The sequence below is a fragment of the Siccirubricoccus sp. G192 genome (genome assembly GCF_019084075.1).
Lineage (GTDB): Bacteria > Pseudomonadota > Alphaproteobacteria > Acetobacterales > Acetobacteraceae > G192.
Map to the genome: position 1 here is coordinate 3,618,210 of NZ_JAHREN010000001.1, position 20,302 is coordinate 3,638,511.

Here is a 20,302-nt window from a genome sequence, read left to right on the forward strand (position 1 = left end):
GCACGCGACCGGGCCAGCTTCGGCTCCCCCGGCGCGCTATCAAACGCAGGGGACAGCCCGCAGCCGCTTCAGATGGCGAGGTCCTTGGTGTTGTAATCGCGGATCACCCGGTCGAAGGTCTCGGGCGTGAATCGGGAATTGGCTCTCCAGCCCAGTGAATGGCCGGTAGTGGAAGGCGGGCTCGTGAGGGAAGGCCCGGTGTCGTGCGTCGATGGCAACCTGAATTACCGCCGAACGTTCGAACACCCGCCGTTCGTCGTAGATCGCGTTGCTGTCCTCGATCGACAGCGCGGCTTTCTGGCCAAGCACCGACTTACGCCGGTGGAAGCCGAAGGTCAGCGAGATCCGGATGTCGGGCGAGCTGTTGGCAAATGAGCCGTGCACCATCTGCCGGTTGACCATGGTCACGTCGCCTGCCTCACAAACCAGTGGCACAGCGCCCGGGAGTTGCTCACTGCCGCCATTGGTTCTCACCATGGCCTTGATGTCGGCCTTACCCAGCTTGTGCGAGCCAGGGATCACCCAGAGGCAGTTGGCCGGTGTCGTAGGGTAGAGCTGCACTTGGTAGTTGAAACCGTGGATTCCCTCGTCCCAATTGGGCGAGTTCCAGTGCGTCACCCCGTCCTGATGCCAAGCGACGGAGCCACCGAGGCCGGGCTGCTTGACGAAGATCGCGTCGTTGAAAGGTACAAAATCGGGGCCGTTGATCGACTGCGCGGCGGCCAGCAGCTTGGGGTGCCCGTAGAGGCGCAGGCCCGATGGCATCGACTGGCACATGGAGTACATCAGGAACACCACGTGCTCCGGCGCGCCCTCGTCCGGCTTCGGCTGGCTCATTTGTGCTGGGTGGCGGCCTCCTAGCAGCTGCGTGCCTCCCCAGGGATCCGCCAGGGGTTTCGTGTAGCGGTAGGGGAAGCGCGCGTAGTTGAGGCCGAGCGCGGGACGGCCCTGGGCGTCGACCTTCGCGTCGGGCCCGACCGGGGCGCGCGCGAGCATGGTCTGCGCGTCGGCGCGCAGCGCCTCGATCTCGGATGCGTCGATTACACCCTCGAAGATGTAGTAGCCATGGCGCCAGTAGGCGGCCTGAATGTCGGGATGCAACGCCCCGTCATCAGTGAGGCGCAACGGCCCGCGGTTGCCGATCTCGGCCGCCAGCCGCTCGCCCGCGGCCCGGTAGGCAGTCATTCCGGCGGCATGGTCCGCGCGGGAGAGGCCTCGCGGAGCCGTCAACGGCTCGGTAAGTTCGTTCATGGTGCGTCTCGGTTCCCTTAGTATTGACATCATCGCTGGCAAGGCTGCATCCAGACAAGCGGTCTTCGGTCAGCACTACCTAGCCAAGCGCTAATGAACGGCCTTGCTCGGTCGATCTGACCCACCCGTGAGGCAATGCTGCGCTGCTCAGCCCATTCCCATGGGGACGACTCCAGCAGCCTTGGCAGCCCAAGCCCTCCCGGCTGCCGTCCATCGAGGATCACCTCCACGGCATCTGGCGCCAACAGCCTCAGCCGCAGCAAGCTGCCCAGATAACCTCACTCGATTGGCTCGGCGGCCGCCATTTCGTTGATAGAGGCGCAGCGACTCTCAGCGCCTCGGGCGCAATGGCAGTGAGATCTCGGACGAGGCCGGCTAGCCCCTCCACCCGGAGCCGGTGTCTGCGCCGGCCGACCCGGCCACGGTAATAGTCGGCACCTGGCTGACGGCGCAGGCAGAGGCGTCGGACCTGCAGGAGGGTAATGTCCGGGAGTCTCTGGCCCGGCTCGACCCACTATAAGGCGAACGCTTCCCGGCGGAGCAGGCGCAAGTCGTCCTGGCGCGGGTGGAGCGGGCAGGCGGACCGATGTCGAGCTACGGCTCTGCCCCCTCGACCCTACGCCGGTCTCCGGCCTGGCAGCCCCGACCCTTTCCACCGGCGTCCCTCGAATGCATCCTGAGCAAAGCGAATCAAAGAACGGGAGGACCGAGTGCCCGAGATGACCCCACCTCTGCTGTCACCACAGCAGGTGAAGGCGGCAATCCGCGACGGGCGGGAGCTCGCCCTGCTCGACCTTCGGGAGGAACGCGCCTTCTCTGACCAGGGGCATCTGCTTTTCGCGGCACCGGCGCCGCTGAGCCGGCTGGAGCTGGTGATCGACGCGTTGGTGCCGCGACGCGGTGCGCGCATCATCCTGACGGACGGTGACGGAAGCCTCGTCGGCCGTGGCGCTGTAGTACTCGCCCGGCTCGGCTACACGGAGGTCTCCGTCCTTGCCGGTGGCACGCAAGCCTGGGCTGCTGCCGGCTTCGAGGTGTTTATCGGCACCAACGTGCCGAGTAAGGCATTCGGCGAGGTGGTGGAGCTGGAGGCCGGCACACCGCACCTGTCTGCCGCCGAGGTGGCAAGGCTCCAGGCCGAGGGCCGGAACCTCGTCGTGCTCGACAGTCGGCCGATGGCCGAGTTCCGCGACATGAGCATACCCGGGGGTATCGACTGCCCTGGCGCCGAGCTAGTCCATCGCGCGCGCCAAGCAGCACCGGACCCAGAGACGTTGGTGGTTGTGAATTGCGCCGGCCGGACCCGCAGCATCATCGGCGCCCAATCGCTGATCAACGCTCGGCTGCCGAACCGCGTCGCTGCGCTGGAGAACGGCACCATGGGATGGGAGTTCGCGGGCCTAACGCTCGCACATGACGAGACCCGCACGGTGCCCCCGCCGAAACCGGAAATGCTAACTTGGGCCCGGGAGGCCGCGGCGGACCTCGCCCGCCGCGCCGGCGTGCGTAGCGTCTCGCTCGACGGCCTGGCGCAGTTCCGTGCCGAAACCGACTCACGCACCCTCTTCGCCTTCGATGTGCGCAGCCCGGACGAATACCGTGCTGGCCACATGCCCAGCACGCGCTCCGCGCCTGGCGGGCAGCTGGTGCAATCCACTGATCATTACGTCGGCACGCTCGGCGCGCGCATTGTGCTCGTGGACGCGGAGGACGTCCGCGCCCTCGTCACCGCCTCCTGGCTCGTGCAGATGGGCTGGACCGATGTCTTTGTGCTGGAGGGCGGCATCACTGGTCCTCTGGAAACTGGGCCGGAACCACGGAGCGTGCCAGGCCTCGGCGACCTCCGACCTGACTGGATCGATACTGCGGAGCTACAGGTGGCCTCGGCGGAAGGCAGCATAGCAGTCTTCGACATTGGCAGCAGCCGCGCCTTTCGCGCCGGCCACATCCCCGGCGCTTGGTTCACCACCCGCGCGCGCCTGGTCGACGCCGTCGCGGCGCATGCAGCAGGTGCCCAGACCATTGTTGTCACCGCGGATGATGTGGCGCTGGCCATGCTCGGCGCCGGCGACATTCAAGGCCACGGCCGGCGCGTACGACCGCTCCTTGGCGGAAATGCCGCATGGCGCGGGGCCAATCTGGCCACGGAGAAGGGTGCGGCGCGGCTGCTCGCTGAGGATGATGTCTGGCTCGCCCCGGCGCAATTCCCGCCAGAGCAGCAGGAGACAGAGAAGCGCCGCTACATCCAGTGGGAACTCGATCTGCCTGCGCAGATCGCACGCGATGGCGATGCGCGCTTCCGCGTGCTGCAGCCAGTCTGAGGAGGCAAGACATGACCCCGATCTGGCTTCCCCGTCGCGCCGCGCTGATCGGCGGCGCCAGCCTGCTGGCCACGCCGAGCCTCACACGGGCGCAAACCTGGCGGCCAAGGCAGCCGGTGCGCACGATCATCGCGGCCGCCGCCGCCGGCACCCTCGACATCCATGCCCGCGCCGCTGCGCCCGTCATCAGCCAGGGATTGGGCCAGACCCTGGTGCTCGAGAACAACGGCGGTGCCGCCGGGCGCGTCGCCTCTGCCATGGTAGGCCGCGCCACGCCGGACGGGCACACCCTACTGGTCGCCTCCGGCGACGGCATCGTCATCTCCGACATTCTCTATGGTCGCGCTCAAGGCATGCTGCGCTCCCGGCTGAAGCCGGTGACGATGACCATCACCGCAGCGCAGCTGCTGGTTACGCATCCGAACAGCGGCATCCGCAGCGTAGAGGACTACGTGGCGCGGGCGCGCCAGGAGCAAGGTTTGACGCTCGGTGTGCCGGGCCATGGCGGCATCGCCCACCTGATCAGCGAGATGCTGAATCGTGGATTAGGGAAAATGCGCGTTGTGCACGTACCATATCGCGGTGGCGGGCCCGCAACGCTCGACCTGCTGGCTGGGCAGATCGACGCCATGATTATTACTCTGCCGGCAGTCACCGACCATGTGCGTTCAGGTCGATTGAGGCCGCTTGCCGTCTCCACGCTGCAGCGCGATCCGGCGATGCCGGACGTGCCGGCCCTGGCGGAAGCGGCGATCGCGGGCTTCGACGTGCCCAGCACTCAAGGCGTGCTGGTACCAGAGGGCACGCCGGACGCGGTGATTGATGCATGGTCCCAGGCATGGCGCGCGGCCCTGCAAACCCCGACAGTGGCGCAGAAGCTGACCGATCTTGGCTTCGTCATCGCTGCAACGACACCGATCGGCTTCCAAGAATCGCTGGAGGCGGCCAACTCGCGCTTCTCTGAGGTAATCGCAGCCGCCGGGATCAAGGCAGAGGACGCCTGAGGCAGCGCCTACGTGCCTGCAGCATCCTATGTTCGTGAAGATCGCGCGGAACCCGAACTGGCGAACTTTTCTGATATGGAATGTGGTTCTTTGTCGCCGCAGCAGGTGGGGGGGTCTGAAACGCTCGCTCGGTGACCAGGACGGCGCTGGCTGCCCTGCGGCAAGCGCCCGTGACGAAGCCGAATCGGACTAGTGCACCCACACTTGGCGCGTCCAGAGCCTCCGCGTCCCGTTCATTGGTGCCGGCAGGGTCACCTCCTCCGGCTGGCAACCATTATTAAGGATAGTCTCGACTATCTCCGGCGCCGGCAGTGTTAGCCGAAGGAGTGTGTCGAGCTAGCAGCGCTCGATTCGCTCCCCCGCTGCCATGTCGCTGATCGAGACATATCGCCCCTTGTCCTGCAGGCGCTGGTATCGGAACGCCCACGCCAGCGTCTTCACGAGCGCCGGGCGGACCGCGTGGGCATGGTGGCCACCTCTCCGCCCCGCCGCACCGGCTTGATCACGGTCCTGCGCCCGGGCCGGCGGCGGAAGGCCAGCGGCAGACGGACCATGATGCTGGTCGCCTGGATCATGCGGCGACCCTCAGCGCCTCGGGCGCGATGGCGGTGAGGTCGCGGACAAAGCCTGCCAATTCCTCCACGCCGAGCACCCGTAGGCCCGATCACCACTCGGTCGGGGGCGCGCTCACAATCCGTCAAAGGCCTAAGTAGGTAGCCAAAAGTTTTCGACCAGTCTGATCTTGCTGGCACACTGGCTGGCATGCGTGGACATGCAAAGCGTGAGGTGCAGCGGTTTTTTCCGGCCGATCGGCGCCGCCTTGAGCGTGTGTTATCGGTGGCGCGCGAGGCACGGTTGTACCGCCGGGTCGAGGCGGTGCTGCTGGTCGCTGAAGGACAGCCAATCAGTGAGGTGGCCCGGCACGTGCGCGCCACACGGTTCAGTGTTCGCGGGTGGCTCGAACGCTACCTGGCGGCCCATGATGCCGCCGCCCTGGCGGACCGCCCGCGCCCCGGGCGACCGCACTCGGCCCCGCGGCTCACTCCGTGCCGCCTGGCGGCGGCCCTGGCACGCGACCCGCGCGGCTGCGGCTATCAGGCGACGAGTTGGACGGTGCCTCTGCTCAGGCAGTATCTGCACCGACGTCACGGCATCACGGTCGGCGCCCGAACGCTGCGCCGCCGCCTGCATGAGGCGAACTACCGCTGGAAGCGGCCCCGCTACGTCTACGTCGGACGGGCAGTACATCTGGCCCAGAAAAAAGGGGAATAATCCGGCGCCTGCGCGCTGGCTGGCGCGCCGGCGACGTGCTGCTGTGCTGCGACTGGACATTGCTGCGGCTGTTTCCCCCGCTGCGCGCGGCCTGGGCTCTCAAGGGCACGCAGGCCACCGTGCCGATCACCGGCGCGAACGCCAAGCGAGTGCTGTTCGGCGCGATCGACCTGCGGACCGCGCACCGGGTCGTGCTCGTCCGTCCGCGTGCCGGCGCTGCCGATGCGCAGGTCTTCTTGCGCGAGGTGCGACGCCGCTACCGCGCCGCCGGCACGATTTGGCTCCTGGCCGACCGGGCCAGCGCACACACCGCCGCGCGCACCCAGATGCTGGCCGCGGCGCTTGGCATCCGGTTCCTTTGGCTGCCCAAGCAGGCTCCGGAACTGAACGCCATGGACCAACTCTGGCGCGAACTGAAGCGGCTCATCGCCGCCAATCGGCAGGCCACCTCGGTGAATGCTCTGGCCAGCGATGCCGCAGACTGGGTGCTGGGACTGACACCCCAGCAGGCGTGCCGCAAGGCCGGGATGGCTTCAAAGCACTTCTGGCTCAGGAACCTGATAGAAGACTTTTGGCCACCTACTTAGCGGATTGCGCACGCGGGGGCGGCGTGAGCCCGGCACGTCATCCGGAAGCGCCGTTCCTGCCGCCATTCACTCCACCCGCGCGCCCGAAGCCCGGACCAGCGGCGCGAAGCGCGTCTCGTTCTCGCAGCGAAACTCTGCGAGGCCCGCGGGTGGTGTCCACCACACCGTGGCACCGGCCTCTTCGTAGCGGCGGCGCACTTCGGCGCTCTCCACCGCCTCGCGCCCGACCTTACCGATCCGCTCGACGATAGCGGGCTGGATGCCCGCGGGACCGAGCACGCCGCCCCACGAGTTGATCTCATAGCCCGGCAGGAACTCGGCCATGGCCGGTACCTCGGGCGCCTGGGGGCTGCGCGCCGCCCCCGTGACAGCCAGCGGCCGCACCTGCCCCTCGCGCGAGAGGCGAAGCGCCTCGGGAATGTTGCCGAAGACCATGTCTACGCGGCCGCCCAGGAGATCGTTGTAGGCCTGCGCGCCCCCCGCGGTAGGGCACGTGCAGGATATCCACTTGGCCCATGTGCTTGAACATCTCGCCCGCGATGTGGAGCGTGGTGCCGGCGCCCGAGCTCCCGAAGCTGAACCGGCCGGGCTCGCGGCGGCAGAGCGCGATCAGCTCGGGGACGCTGTGCGCCGGGATGCCGTGGCGCACAATGAGGAGGTTCGGCAGCTGCCACAGGCCGCAGATATAAGAGAAGTCGTGCTCCACGTCATAGGGCAGCCGAGGGTAGAGGCTAGGCGCGATCGAGAGGGAGGAGACCGAGGCGAGCCCGATCGTGTTGCCGTCCGGCGTGGCGCGCGCGATCGCCTCCGTGCCCACATTCCCGCCCGAGCCCGAGCGGTTCTCGACGACGAAGGACTGGCCCGTGATCTCGGCCATCCGGTTGCACCAGATACGTGCGAGGATATCGGTCCCACCGCCAGGCGGGAAGATTCCAATGAAGCGGATCGGTTGTGTCGGCCAGGCCGGGCGCTGGGCGCGCGCAGTCGCTGCAGCGCAGGCTGCGCCCGCGATGCCCAGCAAGGCACGGCGCGTTCCGCCGCCCGCTGCGTACCAGCTTCGGCCGGTGTTGATCGTGTTCCTCGTCATCGCTACCTCTTTGCGCGTCGGTGGCTCGGCTCGGCGACGAAGAGCGTGAGCGGCCGCTCCTGCGTCCAGCAGGACCGGTCCAGGATGGTGACGCCCACCACCGCGGCAACCAGAAGCCTTTAGGCATTCGCGCTTCGCGGCTGCAGAACCCATGCGTCCGTCACTCCCCCCTTTCGGCCAAGCGGACGGTACGCTTCGGCGCGGCGCGGTCAACCGGGCAGGCTTGGCGGTCCCGGCAGGCCGGGCATCAGCTACAGGTCAGGCGAAGACGCCACGGTAGCTTGCGCGGACCACTCCATCGGAAAGGTGTTCAGCAGGGCTGGCAACGTGGGGGGCTCTCGGCGCCCGCCAATTCAGGATGGGCTTCGCGATATCCGCCGCCAGCAGAGTCAGCTGCAGCAGCGAGCCGAGATAGCCCCGTTGGATCCAATCTGCCTTTGCCGGCTGTTCGGCAGGACCTGACCTTCGGAAAAGCTGGTGGATGGCACGACGTATCGGCTTTCGCCGCCGAGCCGGCCGACGTCGCTCCGGTTGCGCGCACGTCCTGGTCGGGTAACACTCCTGCACGCCAGCCCCTTTGCCAGAGGAAACGATACCATGCGTCCCAACCGCCTTCGCCAGAAGCTGAACGCCGGGGAGCCGACGATTGGCACGCACATCCTGTCCAGCTGGCCCACCCTCGTGGAGCTGATCGGCGACGCAGAGAACTACGACTATGTCGAGTACACTGCCGAGTACGCGCCGTTCACCATGCATGCCTCGACAATCTCGGCCGTGCCTTCGAGCTGAAGAACCTGGCCGGTATGATCAAGGTCGAGCAGAAGCAGTACGCGCATCAGGCGATGCGGGCGATCGGATCGGGCTTCCAGAGCGTGCTGTTCGCCGATATCCGGACGGTGGCGGACGCCGAGGCGTGCGTCGCCGCGGTGCGCGCCGAAACCCCCGGCACCGGCGGGCGGCTCGGCGTCGGCATGCGGCGCGATGTCGGCACCGTGCTGGAGGGCGGCTCGCCAGCCTATGTTGATGCGCTGAACGAAGTGGTGATCGCCATCATGGTCGAGAAGCGCGAGTGCGTGGAGGATCTGGAGGCGATCCTGTCAGTCCCGGACATTGACATGGTGCAGTTCGGGTCGTCCGACTATTCGATGAGCCTGGGGCTGACCGGGCAGCGATCGCACCCTAACGTGGTGAAGGCGGAGCGCAGGACGATCGAGACAGCGCTGAGGATGGGCAAGCATCCGCGTGTGGAATTGGCGGATATCTCGGCCGCGAAGCCGTACCTGGAGATGGGTGTGAAGCACTTCTGCATCGGGTGGGATGTGCGGATCCTGTACAACTGGTGGCGCACGAACGGGGCCGGTATGCGGGCAATGCTGACGGGCGAAGCGACGGTGGCCCAGGCGCCGCAGCCAGCGAAGACCGGAACCTATTGAGGCACGGGCCGTGACATGCCATCGCCGGTGACCTTGACGCGGCGGCCTGAAGTTGGACCAGGCATGGCGGCCGAAGCGCCTCGAACGCGAGAATGCGCGGCTGCGGCTGGCGGTGGCGGAACCGACGCTCGACAAGTAGATTCTGCAGGAAGCTGCGAAGGAACCTTCTATGGGCGGGGGTGTCGTGCAGAATAATCCGCCGGGAAGGGCCAAACCCGGCGGTTCCGTCTGAGCATCACGGGGAGGGCAACATGGAAGGCGACGGGCTGCGCGGACTGGAGCTGCGCTCGCGCATCAGCAAGGGTGGCGTTCTAGAGCTCTCACTGTATGAGGCGGCGGTGCCGGAACCGGCAGCCGACGAGATCATCGTCCGGGTTGAGGCGACGCCGGTCAATCCCTCCGACATCGGTGTTCTGCTCGGTCCGGCCGCGCTCGATACGGCCGAGTTCGCCGGGACTGCAGCACAGGCTGTTGTGCGCGCGCAGGTGCCGGCGGCGGCACTGCCGGCCATCGCCGCACGGCTAGACGCCTCGCTTCCCGTGGGCAACGAGGGCGCGGGCACCGTGGTGCGTGCCGGCGCCGATGTCGCTGGCCTGCTCGGCAAGCGGGTCGCAGTGTTCGGCGGAGCGATGTGGGCGCAGTACCGCCGCGCGAAGGCGGCCGAATGCCTGGTGCTGCCCGAGGGGACGACACCGCGCGACGGTGCCTCGTGGTACGTCAACCCCATGACGGCGCTGGGCTTCGTCGAAACCATGCGCCAGGAGGGCCATACCGCCCTGGTACACACCGCCGCGGCCTCCAACCTCGGCCAGATGCTGAATCGCATCTGCCGTGCGGACGGCATTGGCCTGGCGAACATCGTGCGCAGCCCGCAGCAGGCGGAACTGCTCCGGAGCCAGGGCGCCCGCCACGTGGTAGACAGCAGCGCCTCGGACTTCGCAGCGGCGCTGACCGCGGCACTGACGGAGACCGGCGCGACCCTGGGCTTCGACGCGGTGGGCGGCGGACCGCTGGCTGGGCAGATCCTGGCCGCCATGGAGGCCGCGGCACGGCAGGCCGCCAGCGGCTATCACCATTACGGCTCGGACCGGCACAAGCAGGTCTACCTGTACGGCCGACTGAACACCGGGCCCACCACCTTCGAGCGCGCGCCAATCGGCTTCGCCTGGGGACTGGGCGGCTGGCTGCTGCGGCCGGCGCTGAAGAAGCTGGGCGCGGCGACAGAGGCACGGCTGCGCGCCCGCGTGGCCGCCGAGCTGAAGACCACCTTCGCCAGCCACTACACCGCGGAAATCTCCCTGGCCGAGGCGCTGCGGCCGGAGACCATGCGCGCCTATTGTCGGCGCGCCACGGGAGAGAAGTTCCTGATCCTGCCGCAGCAGGGGCTGGGCTGAAGCGCCCGCGCGAGTCCTGGTAGCTGGCGTTCGGCGGCCGGGGGGCATCACCTCTCTCGGCCGCCCTCTGGGGATCGCTACCGCATTTGCGGTCAGCAGTGCCTTGGGCGAAGCGACTGGGTGAACAGCGGTTTTCGGCTTGGATCGGTGCTGTTGCATGGACAATCCCGTCGGTCGTAGCGCAAGCTGCACCTGGCTGCGGAGGCAGGCGCAAGCAAGGCCGCCGCACGTGTTCCGATCGACGTTGGCGAGATCGTGGTCGGCTGTCGGCGAACGACCATGCGGGTGTTCGCGACCGACTGGTTGGCAGCGCCCGTCCATCGTGCCACGGTTCGGAAAGCGGAGGAGGCGGACCATGAGCAGCAGCCAATCGGCAGAGGCGCGGCCTGCCGCCCGCGGGGACTCGATCCTGAACACGCTGAAGGACTGCTCGACCCTCGACATCCCGATCGTCGACGCGCACCACCACCTGTGGGACCTCAAAGCCGGCCGCTACCCCACCAAGCAGGATCAGTACGACGAGAAGTTCTTTCTCGGCGACTATCGCAAGATCTGCCGCGACTACCTCGTGGCCGACTACGCCGCTGACCTGGCGGGTTTCGACATCGTTGGCACCGTCCATATCCAGGCAGCGCGTGCGCAGGAGGAGCAGGTGCAGGAGACTGCCTGGCTCTCGGAGGTGAACGCCCGCTACGGGCTGCCCAACGCCATCGTGGGCCACGTCGTGTTCACCCAGCCCGACTGCGCCGAGGTCCTGGCCGGGCACGCCCGCTTCCCGCTGATGCGCGGCATCCGGTCCCGGCCGGTCACCTCGCCCGGACCGGGGCAGTCGATCGCCGGACAGCCTGGCACGATGCAGGACGAACACTGGCTGCGGAACTTCGCCCTGCTGGAGCAGCACGGGATGTCCTGGGACATGCGCATCCCCTACTGGCACCTCGAGGAGGGCGCCGGGGTGGCGCGCACCTTCCCCGGCATCTCGATGGTGGTGAACCACACGGGCCTGCCGCTCGACCGCTCCGAGGAGGGCCTCGCCCTTTGGCGCCGTGGGCTCGAGGCACTGGCGGATTGCCCGAACGTGGTCATCAAGATCTCGGAGCTCGGTCTGCCGCACGGCCGGTGGGACATCCCCTCCAACGTCCGCGTGGTGCGGGAGGCCGCCGCCGTCTTCGGTCCCGACCGGATCATCTTCGCCAGCAACTTGCCCGTGGCCAGCCTTAGCACCGACTTCCGCGGCATCATCTCGGTAATGCTGGAAGGGCTGAAGGGAGCTTCGCGCGAGGCACTTGAGAAATTCTTCCACCGTAACGCGATCCGCTTCTACCGCATGCCGGTCGCGCCCTGAGAGGCCACGCCGCATCAAAGCCTGCCGCGCCGGCCCTCCTGCGGGAGTGCGGCGTCCAACCGGGAGGAAGCACGATGAGGATAGGGAGCACGCGACGCCGACTGCTCGTGAGCGGGGGCCTGCTCGTCGTGCCCCGCCTGCTGCGCGCGCAGGCCTCACCCCAGATCCGGCTCCTCGTACCCTTCGCCGCGGGCGGCCCGATGGACATGGTGGCGCGCCTCGTGGCGCCGGGTGCGGCGGAGCGACTCGGCCAGACCATCGTCGTCGAGAACCGCACCGGCGGCACCGGCGCGGTGGCCATGGCGGAGGTGACGCGGGCCCGGCCGGACGGCACCACGCTGATGATCACGGGGTCGAGCTGGCCGGTGGTCATGCTCCTGAACCGGAACCTTTCCTTCCGCATGGCCGACTTCGCGCCACTCACGCGGATGACCCTGGCGCCGCACCTCTTCGTGGTGCCGGCAGCCCTTCCCGTACGCACCGTTGACGAGTTCGTTGCGGAGGCCAGGCGCCGGCCCGGTGAGTGGTCCTACGGCACGAGTGGGATTGGCACGACGCTGCATCTCGGCACCGAGATGCTGAAGATGCGGACCGGCATCGACATCGTCCATGTGCCGTACCGCGGCAACGCCCCGGCCATGGCAGACCTGCTGGCCGGCCGGCTGCAGACCATGTTCCCGACCATAGCGGAGGCCGCGCCCTACCTGGCTGACGGGCGGCTGCGCGCGCTTGCGGTGGGCTACCCGGAGCGCATCAACACACTGCCCGACGTTCCCACCATGGCCGAGGTCGGCCTCGGGGACGTGCCGGCGGCATCCGACTTCGGGGTGGCGACCCAAGCTGAGGTGCCGGCCCAGGCGCGGGCCCGCCTCTCCGAAGCCTTCCGTGACGCGATCCGGGAGCCCGGCCTGGCCGCCCGCCTGCGCGAACTCGGCATCTTCGTGGTGGCCACCACGGCCGAGCGCTTCGCCGAGATGGTGCGGGAGGAGAGCGAGCGCTACGCGGAGGTGATCCGCTTCGTCAAAGTCACCCTGAACTGACGCCGGCGAGAGGAGGATCCTGCAACGCTGGATGCGGCGGAGCCCACAGAGCCGGAGCGGCTGGTCCTGTTCGGCAGCTTCATCAGCAGCTCCAGCTACAAGCCTATGCTGTTCCTCGCGCTGTCCGGTCTGTCCCGGTGTTCGACAAGTCGCAGCGAAGCGATGGCACCTTCAGCCGGTCCGATTTCACCTACGACCACCAGCGCGATCTCTATGGCTGTCCGGGCAGCAAGGAGCTCCGGCATTACCGGCGACGGTTTCGAACAGCCGCGCGTCGGTGTCGACCCCGACGGGCTGACGAGCAGCGAAGGTCTGCTTCTGCCTCGCCGACCCTGAAAGCTGCCCTTCCACACTTCGTGTCATTCACGCCATGGCTGTGCGGTGCAATGCCCAATCAGCCGGAGCCAATGATTAGGCGCCGCGGCACCGGTCAGTCGAAGGAGATGCCGCAGGCATGGAAAACCCGAGCCCAGGGTTCACATTCGTCGAACCGGTAGCACGCAACAGGGAAGGATCAGGGTGGCCATGGCCGGTGGCCGGCTGCGACCATGAACACCGCCAATTTACCGCCGGTCTGGCAGGCCCGGCTGAAAGTGTTTCATCAACCCTGGGAGGGGACGGTCATGGAACGCAGGATCTTGCTGAGGGCGTCTGTCGGCATGGGCACGCTCGCCGCGGCGGGTAGCCTTTCCAGGCCGGCCCTCTCCCAGAGCGCCGCGGCGCGCACCCTTCGTTTCGTCCCGCAGGCCAACCTAGCGAACTTCGATCCCGTCTGGGGCACCCAGCTCGTGGTCCGCAACGCCGCGGCGATGGTGTGGGACACGCTTTACGGCGTCAACGAACGGCTCGAGCCGCAGCGCCAGATGCTCGAGGCCGAGGAGCAGACCGAGGACGGCAAGACCTGGAGCTTCCGGTTGCGAGAAGGGTTGCGCTTCCACGACGGGGAGCCGGTCCGCTCACGCGACGTAGTGGCTAGCCTGAATCGTTGGACCGTGCGCGACAGCAGCATGGGCCAGATGATCCGCGGCCTCCAGGAGGAGTTGGTCGCTGTCGACGACCGAACCTTCCGTTGGCGCCTGAAGAAGCCTTACCCTCGGCTAAAAATCGCGCTGGGCAATAACAACGTGCCGATGGCCTTCATCATGCCAGAGCGCCTGGCCCGCACGGATCCCTTCCAGCAGATTACCGAGTACGTCGGCTCCGGCCCGATGCGCTTCGCACGCGACGAGTGGGTGCCGGGGGCACGGGCGGTGTTCACCAGATTCGACGGCTACGTGCCGCGCGCCGAGCCGGCATCCTGGTTGGCGGGCGGCAAGCGGATGCTGGTGGACCGTGTTGAATGGGTCATCATTCCGGATCCGGCGACCGCCTCGGCCGCGCTCCAGAATGGCGAGGTCGATTGGTGGGAGACCCCTTTAACGGACCTTGTCCCGACGTTGCGGCGCAACCGCAACATTGTCGTGGACATCGCCGACCCACTCGGCAACGTCGGTGGGTTTATCTTCAACCACTTGCACCCACCGTTCAACGACGTGCGGGCACGGCGGGCGATCGCAATGGCGCTCAACCAGCAGGACTACATGCAAGCGGTGGTCGGCAGTGACACCAGTCTTTGGCAGATCTTGCCGGGCTTCTTCACGCCGGGCACGCCGCTCTACACGGAAGCCGGCGGCGAGATCCTGAAGGGACCGCGCGATGTCGCCGGAGCGCGCCGCTTGCTGAAGGAGGCCGGCTATGACGGCCGGCCCATCACCGTCCTGGTCGCGCAGGATCTCGCGCCGATGAAGGCGATGGGAGAGGTGACCGACGCACTGCTGCGCTCCCTGGGGATGAATGTGGATTTCGTCGCTACCGATTGGGGAACCGTCGGCGCGCGCCGCGCGGTCAAGAGCCCGCCGGGCCAGGGGGGGTTGGAATGTGTTTCACAGCTGGTTCCCCGGAGTGCAAGGGATCAACCCGGCCTCCTACCTTCCGTTGCGCGCTAATGGCGAGCGCGCCTGGTTCGGCTGGCCGACGAGCCCCGAGGTGGAAGCGGCGCGCGACAAGTGGTTCGAGGCGCCGGACTTCGAGGCGGAGAGGGCTGCGGTGGACGAGATGAACGCCGCCGCCCTGTCGCATGTCACCTTCCTTCCAACCGGCTTCTACAGGACCTCCCAGGCCTGGCGGAGCAACGTGTCCGGAGTGACGGCTGGGCCGCTTCCCTACTTCTGGGGCGTCGCAAAGTCCTGAAACTCTGCCGCGGCGGCGCTCAACTAGCGCCCCCAACCGACGGCAGCGCGCTCGGCGTTACAACGAACTGGCCCTGCCCCGGTCTCACGGCTCTTCCGCAGGAAGCGTGGTTGGTGCTGGCCGGTGCGCTGCGGCTAGCTGCGGCGCCGCCGGCCGGGCGGTAATATTCGGAATGACGGACCTTTATCTCCTGCCAGGATGCCGCATCCGGGAGGTCACCCACCCGGACGCGAGCAACATCCAAATCGCTGCTGAGGCTCGGCAGCGGAACGGCCATTGTCCGGATTGTGGTGAGGCGAGCCATGCTGTCCACAGCCGCACGGTTCGGCACCCTGCCGACCTGCCCTGCCTTGGCCGCCAGGTACGCCTCCAACTTCAGGTGAGGCGCCTGTACTGCCGCAATCCGGCATGCTCGCGGCGGACCTTTGTTGAGCGACTGCCCAGCCTGATCGCGCCGCGGGCGCAGCGCACTGACCGGCTGGCGACGGCGCAGGGACGGGTTGGCGTTGCCATGGGTGGCAAGGCGGGCGCGCGCATGCTGCAGCAAATTGGGATGCCGACCAGCGGCGACACGGTGCTGCGCCTGGTGCGCCGCTTGCCCCTGCCGCGTTGCCAGGCTCCGCATGTGCTTGGTGTTGACGACTGGGCCCGGCGCAAGGGCCAGACCTATGGGACGATCCTGGTTGACCTGGAGCGGCATCGCGTCATCGACCTGCTGCCGGACCGGAGTGCCCCGACGCTGACCGACTGGCTCCGGCGCCATCGCGGGATCCGGATCGTCGCGCGTGACCGCTCGACCGAGTACGCCCGCGGCATTGGGCTCGGGGCGCCCCGGGCCGTGCAGGTTGCCGATCGCTGGCACCTGCTGCTGAACCTTCGGCAGATGGCCGAGCGCTGGCTGGCCGGGGTGCATGGCAGGCTCCGGCGCCTGCCGCCCATCCCGCGTCGGCCGCCTGGCCCGGCGCGGCGGACGAGCGCGTTCCCACGCAGCCAGGCCGAGCGGGCGGCCAGCGCCGATAGCCGGGCGCGCTGGAAGGCGCTCTACGATGAGGTTCGGCGCCGCATCGCGGCCGGCGAACCGCTGCTCACCATCAGCCGCCGCATGAGGCTGGCTCGCGGGACGGTGCGGAAGTTCGCCGATGCCGAGAGCTTTCCGGAGCGGGCGGTCCGGCCTCCCGGTCCCAGTATTCTGGATCCCTACCTCGACCACCTGGAGGCACGACTTGCGACCGGATGCGAGAACGCGATGGCGCTGTGGCGCGAACTGCGTGACCGCGGATTCCGCGGAACGGCGAGACAGGTCCACCGCTGGCTGGGCCCGCGACGAACGACACGCTCGAAACACACGCCACAGCGCGCAGGAGGAGCGCTGCCGGCCGCGCCATCTCCTGGGGATGACAGTGCACCGGCGCTCCCCTCGCCGAAGCAACTCGCCTGGTATCTGACGCGGCCGAGGGACCAGCTCAGCGAGGAGGAAGCTGCGGCCATCGCCCGCTTGGAGCAGGACGCCGAAGCTGCCACCGTCGCCGGGCTGGTCCGCCGGCTCGCAGACCTCCTGCGTAGCTGCTGTGTCAGCGCCAAGACGCGGTGCGGCGCACCGATTACCACCCTCGACGGCTGGCTCCGGGACGCCAGGAGGAGCGGTGTGGCCGCCATCACCACCTTTGCCGCCAGCCTTCAACAGGACGGGGCGGCGGTGAAAGCCGCTCTCACTACTTCATGGAGCAGCGGACAAACGGAGGGACAGGTAGGCAAGCTGAAGATGTTGAAGCGCCAGACCTTCGGACGCAGCAGCTTCGATCTCCTCAGGCGCCGCGTGCTCCTCGCCGCTTGAACCACGCTTCCTGCGGAAGAGCCGTGAAAGCGGGGGAAGGCCAGACAGCGAGGTACGGGCTGAGCCAGGCGAGAAAGCTGGGAGGCAGGTGGAGGGCGGGGTGGGCCATGGCGGACCTGCTGGGCTACGGTGAGGCCGCAGGTCTCAACGGGTCACGGCCGGGGAGGATTGCCATGGCGGCGGACGATCCGGTGCTGCAGCAGATCGCGGCCTATCCCTGGCCACGCGGCGGCCTACAAGCGCGGCGTATCCGCGGCGGCTACACCCTGACCTCCGTCCGTACGGGCGCGCCCGTGGCCAGGCTGAAGCCGCTCCCGTCCGATGGTCGTGTCGGTGATGGTCAGATTGCCACCCTGATAGCGGACACCGGCACCGTTCATGTCGGCAACCCTGGCGCCCGAAAACTCCAGGTTGTCGAGCGTCACGTCCGTATTGGTGACGAGGATGCCCTTGCCGTTCGGTGGCGGGACGGTGGCGACCAGCCGTCCCGCCACCGACGCCCTGGAGGGTGATCTTCGTGTTGATCGTGGCGAAATCATTAGTATAGGTGCCGGCCTGGATTGCGAGTACGTCGCCGTCACGCGACACAGCGACCGCCGCCGCGATGGTCGAGAACTGTTGGCCAATGCCGACGGTGAGTGTCGCCACGGTGCATCCCCCGGAGGTCACGTCGGGGCAGTAGATATCGAACTGGTAACTAGTTTCTCGATGCCGCCATGATCAACGCGCTATGCTTCCCTGGCGCCTCGGTACTCGTCGCCGAGCATCGAAGGCATCCCTGCGCCAGCGAAGAATCGGCTCAGCTTGGCTCGCCGATCGTCTGGCCTGCCCCCGAGCGTCCCTACGCAGGTCGTGCAGGGTGCAGTGCCCTTCAGCGCACTCGCCCAGTCCTCAATGCCCCCCTACAACGACGTCGTAGGGCAAGTGCGGCGCTGCACGCGAGCCCCGCTGCGCAGGGACCGGACTCACCGACGGGGAGTGCAGGCGCGGCAGAAGGCACCCGCCCCATAGATCGGATTGACCGCCCGGACGAGGGTTATCCGCGGAGGCGGAGCATTGCACAGAACTCTGACAGCGCTCGCCTGGACGGCTGGCGACGAAGCTGGTCTGATTGCCGACGGCGCCACCTCTGCGTGAGCGCCACGGGAGGAAAGGGTCGTCCATGCAGATACTCCTTGGCCGACGCGCTCTGGGCGCCGCGGCACTTGTTGCGCTTGCGAGGCCCGGGCTGGCGCAGACCGACGCGGCTGCCTGGCCAAACCGCCCGGTGCGCCTGATTGTGGGTTATCCTGCCGGCGGCTCCACCGACATCTGTGCCCGCATCCTGGCCGAGGATTTCCGCACCCGCCTGCCCCAGCCCATGGTGGTGGAGAACCGCACTGGCGCCAACGGCTCCCTCGGCGCCGCACACGTCGCTGCGGCGACGGACGGGCACACCCTGCTGGTCAGCAACACCAGCACCATGACCGTGAACCACCTGCTCTACCGCGACACGCGCTACCACCCGCTGCGTGATCTGCTGCCCATCGCCACGATCACCATCAGCCCCTTCATCCTGGTGATCAACCCGCGCAATCCGCGCACCCAGGGCGTGCGCACACTGCAGGATCTGATCGCACTGGCACAGCGGCAGCCGGGGCGGGTCACCTATGCCTCGGCCGGCGTGGGAAACCTGCAGCACCTGCATATGGAGCAGCTACTGGCGCTTGCCGGTGTGCAGATGCTGCATGTGCCCTACCGCGGCTCATCGGTGGCGACCAACGCGATGGTAGCCGGTGAGGTGGACGTGCTCCTGGACACCCCCACCACGGGCGGACCGCTGATCCAGGCCGGCACCTTTGCGGCCTTGGCCACTACGGGTGAGACCCGTTGGCGCGAGTTGCCGGAGGTGCCAATGGTCAAGGAAGCCGGCTACCCGGACTTCACCGCTGTTTTCTGGAACGGATTGGTCGCACCAGCCAACACACCACCCGAACTGGTGCAGCGCCTGTTCACCATGATGAAGGCGGCGGCGGAATCGCCTACGGCGCGCCCGCCGCTGCTGGCGCAAGGCGACATCTTCGTGCTGGACCCCGTGCGCTTCCGCGAGCGCATCGCCGCCGACATCGAGCGTAACGCCGCGGCCATCAAGGCTGCAGGCATCGAGATGCAGTAGGACCGCGGCGCATACCCAGTCAGGACAGCTCCGACTTCATCGTTGCCGGAGCGGGCTCGGCCGGCTGGGACGCCACCGGGCACGGCCAAAGATGCTGAAGGTGGACAACGTCGATGGCGAGCAGGGCGGCAGCACCCTGTGATTGGATCGCCGAGTACCAACGCTATCCTCTCTACGAAGTCCCCGGCTCAGCGTCGCAAATCCAAGCCTCGAGGAGGCTCGTAGCCTCAGTCACCTGGGGCTTGCATTTGGCAGCCTCCGGCCAGCTTGGCCCGGCTTCCTCGTTCCGGCACCATACCCCCGGTCTGGCTGTAACCGCGGAGCCTGTGGCATCCGTCAGTAAAAGGGAAACGGGATGAAACGCCTGCCGAGTATCGCCGCCGTCGTTGCGGCGTTCTGCATAAGCATCCTACCGGCTGCTGCGCAACGGTGGCCCACCCAGCCGATCATGCTGGTCAACGGATTTCCGCCCGGCGGCGGCGCCGATATCCTGGCCCGCCTGGTTGCGGGGAAGCTGAGCGACGCACTCAGCCAGCAGGTGGCGGTCGATAATCGTACCGGCGCCAATGGCCTGATCGCCGCGGCGTCAGTCGCCTCGGCGCGGCCCGATGGCCACACCATCCTGCTCTACACCATGAGCATGGCCGCCACGGCACCGGTGCTTCCAGGCGTTACGCTCACCTTTGATCCCGACAAGGATCTGGCGCCGGTTGTAGTGATCGCGGGCCTCGACAACCTGCTCTACGTATCGAACAGGACCTCCTTCCGGACCGTGCGGGACATCATCGATTACGCAAAGGCGAACCCGGACCAGCTGACCTATGGCTCGTCGGGTGTCGGAAGCTCGTACCAGCTGTGGGCAGCGCAATTCACGCACATGGCCGGTATCAGGATGCTTCACGTGCCCTTCCGTGGCGGGCCGCCGGCGATCGCCGAGATCATCGCCGGCCGGATCGATATGATGTTCGGCAACCTCGCCGAAATCCTGCCGCACATCCGCTCCGGCGCTGTCCGTGCCATAGCCTTCACCAGCACGCCGCCTTCGCCGGTGCTGCCAGGCGTGCCGACCATCGCCGACGCCGGCCTGCCCGAGTTCCGCGCCGACAACTGGTTCGGCATCGCCGCCCCTGGCGCCACACCGCAGGAGATCGTCGAGCGCTTGAATCTCGAGATCAACAGGATCGTCAAGGACCAGGGGGTTGCGGACCGCCTCGTGTCGCTGGGCTATCAGCCGCGGGGCGGCAGCATCGAGGATATCCGGCGCACAATCATGAGTGACCGCGCCAGGTGGAAAGCCGTCATCGAGGCGAACAACATTCGCGCCGAGTGATGACAACCGCGCCGGGCCTG

General features: G+C 67.6%; 15 protein-coding genes and 3 pseudogenes. 14 read left to right on the forward strand and 4 right to left on the reverse strand.

Annotation, left to right across the window (positions count from 1 at the left end; all coding sequences use genetic code 11):
* Positions 1 to 39 precede the first annotated feature (39 nt).
* Positions 40 to 1,251: a phytanoyl-CoA dioxygenase family protein gene (locus KSF81_RS17410; RefSeq protein ID WP_217380059.1), complete on the reverse strand. Its 1,212-nt coding sequence runs from the start codon at positions 1,249 to 1,251 to the stop codon at positions 40 to 42.
* A 719-nt stretch (positions 1,252 to 1,970) separates the two neighbouring features.
* Between KSF81_RS17410 and KSF81_RS17415 the strand changes: the two genes are divergently transcribed.
* The 4 genes from KSF81_RS17415 to KSF81_RS17430 all read left to right on the forward strand — a co-directional run bounded on the left by KSF81_RS17415 (position 1,971) and on the right by KSF81_RS17430 (position 6,435).
* Positions 1,971 to 3,572, forward strand: a complete 1,602-nt coding sequence (locus tag KSF81_RS17415; protein ID WP_217381748.1) for a rhodanese-like domain-containing protein — start codon at positions 1,971 to 1,973, stop codon at positions 3,570 to 3,572.
* A gap of 11 nt (positions 3,573 to 3,583) precedes the next feature.
* Positions 3,584 to 4,576, forward strand: coding sequence for a tripartite tricarboxylate transporter substrate binding protein (locus KSF81_RS17420; protein WP_217380060.1), 993 nt, complete (start codon positions 3,584 to 3,586; stop codon positions 4,574 to 4,576).
* 762 nt (positions 4,577 to 5,338) lie between these two features.
* On the forward strand, positions 5,339 to 5,848 hold the full coding sequence (locus tag KSF81_RS17425; RefSeq protein WP_217377316.1) for a helix-turn-helix domain-containing protein: 510 nt from the start codon (positions 5,339 to 5,341) through the stop codon (positions 5,846 to 5,848).
* Positions 5,849 to 5,883: 35 nt separating this feature from the next.
* Entirely contained in the window at positions 5,884 to 6,435 is a 552-nt protein-coding gene (locus KSF81_RS17430) for a transposase (RefSeq protein WP_217377317.1), read from the forward strand.
* Between the two features lie 66 nt (positions 6,436 to 6,501).
* Here the strand turns inward: KSF81_RS17430 and KSF81_RS17435 are convergent, their stop codons facing one another.
* Both KSF81_RS17435 and KSF81_RS32250 read right to left on the reverse strand, forming a co-directional pair.
* Complete coding sequence (locus tag KSF81_RS17435; protein ID WP_309139730.1) at positions 6,502 to 6,939, reverse strand: tripartite tricarboxylate transporter substrate-binding protein; 438 nt, start codon at positions 6,937 to 6,939, stop codon at positions 6,502 to 6,504.
* Positions 6,908 to 7,675 (reverse strand): annotated as a pseudogene (locus KSF81_RS32250) (Bug family tripartite tricarboxylate transporter substrate binding protein); the annotation flags it as partial. The pseudogene KSF81_RS32250 and the gene KSF81_RS17435, both read right to left, overlap by 32 nt.
* Before the next feature lie 444 nt (positions 7,676 to 8,119).
* Here KSF81_RS32250 and KSF81_RS17445 point away from each other — a divergent pair.
* The 8 genes and pseudogenes from KSF81_RS17445 to KSF81_RS17475 all read left to right on the forward strand — a co-directional run bounded on the left by KSF81_RS17445 (position 8,120) and on the right by KSF81_RS17475 (position 16,797).
* Positions 8,120 to 8,311 carry a hypothetical protein gene (locus tag KSF81_RS17445; RefSeq protein ID WP_217380063.1) on the forward strand — a complete coding sequence of 64 codons (192 nt, stop codon included), beginning with the start codon at positions 8,120 to 8,122 and terminating at the stop codon, positions 8,309 to 8,311.
* Between the two features lie 14 nt (positions 8,312 to 8,325).
* Positions 8,326 to 8,955 (forward strand): aldolase/citrate lyase family protein, encoded by a 630-nt coding sequence (locus tag KSF81_RS17450; RefSeq protein ID WP_217380064.1) that lies wholly within the window; start codon positions 8,326 to 8,328, stop codon positions 8,953 to 8,955.
* Positions 8,956 to 9,206: 251 nt separating this feature from the next.
* Positions 9,207 to 10,349, forward strand: coding sequence for a zinc-binding dehydrogenase (locus KSF81_RS17455; protein ID WP_217380065.1), 1,143 nt, complete (start codon positions 9,207 to 9,209; stop codon positions 10,347 to 10,349).
* 355 nt (positions 10,350 to 10,704) lie between these two features.
* The gene (locus tag KSF81_RS17460) at positions 10,705 to 11,694 is read left to right on the forward strand and encodes an amidohydrolase (protein ID WP_217380066.1); all 990 of its coding nucleotides are present in this window, start codon (positions 10,705 to 10,707) and stop codon (positions 11,692 to 11,694) included.
* A gap of 107 nt (positions 11,695 to 11,801) precedes the next feature.
* Positions 11,802 to 12,734: a tripartite tricarboxylate transporter substrate binding protein gene (locus KSF81_RS17465; RefSeq protein WP_217380067.1), complete on the forward strand. Its 933-nt coding sequence runs from the start codon at positions 11,802 to 11,804 to the stop codon at positions 12,732 to 12,734.
* Positions 12,735 to 12,865: 131 nt separating this feature from the next.
* Positions 12,866 to 13,028, forward strand: a pseudogene (locus tag KSF81_RS32255) (IS5/IS1182 family transposase); the annotation flags it as partial.
* 329 nt (positions 13,029 to 13,357) lie between these two features.
* Positions 13,358 to 14,963: pseudogene (locus tag KSF81_RS17470) on the forward strand (ABC transporter substrate-binding protein).
* Positions 14,964 to 15,135: 172 nt separating this feature from the next.
* Positions 15,136 to 16,797 carry an ISL3 family transposase gene (locus KSF81_RS17475; RefSeq protein ID WP_217380068.1) on the forward strand — a complete coding sequence of 554 codons (1,662 nt, stop codon included), beginning with the start codon at positions 15,136 to 15,138 and terminating at the stop codon, positions 16,795 to 16,797.
* 233 nt (positions 16,798 to 17,030) lie between these two features.
* Here the strand turns inward: KSF81_RS17475 and KSF81_RS17480 are convergent, their stop codons facing one another.
* Complete coding sequence (locus KSF81_RS17480; protein ID WP_217380069.1) at positions 17,031 to 17,291, reverse strand: hypothetical protein; 261 nt, start codon at positions 17,289 to 17,291, stop codon at positions 17,031 to 17,033.
* A 668-nt stretch (positions 17,292 to 17,959) separates the two neighbouring features.
* Between KSF81_RS17480 and KSF81_RS17485 the strand changes: the two genes are divergently transcribed.
* Positions 17,960 to 18,952, forward strand: a complete 993-nt coding sequence (locus KSF81_RS17485) for a tripartite tricarboxylate transporter substrate binding protein (RefSeq protein ID WP_217380070.1) — start codon at positions 17,960 to 17,962, stop codon at positions 18,950 to 18,952.
* A gap of 355 nt (positions 18,953 to 19,307) precedes the next feature.
* Positions 19,308 to 20,282 carry a tripartite tricarboxylate transporter substrate binding protein gene (locus KSF81_RS17490; RefSeq protein WP_217380071.1) on the forward strand — a complete coding sequence of 325 codons (975 nt, stop codon included), beginning with the start codon at positions 19,308 to 19,310 and terminating at the stop codon, positions 20,280 to 20,282.
* Positions 20,283 to 20,302 lie beyond the last annotated feature (20 nt).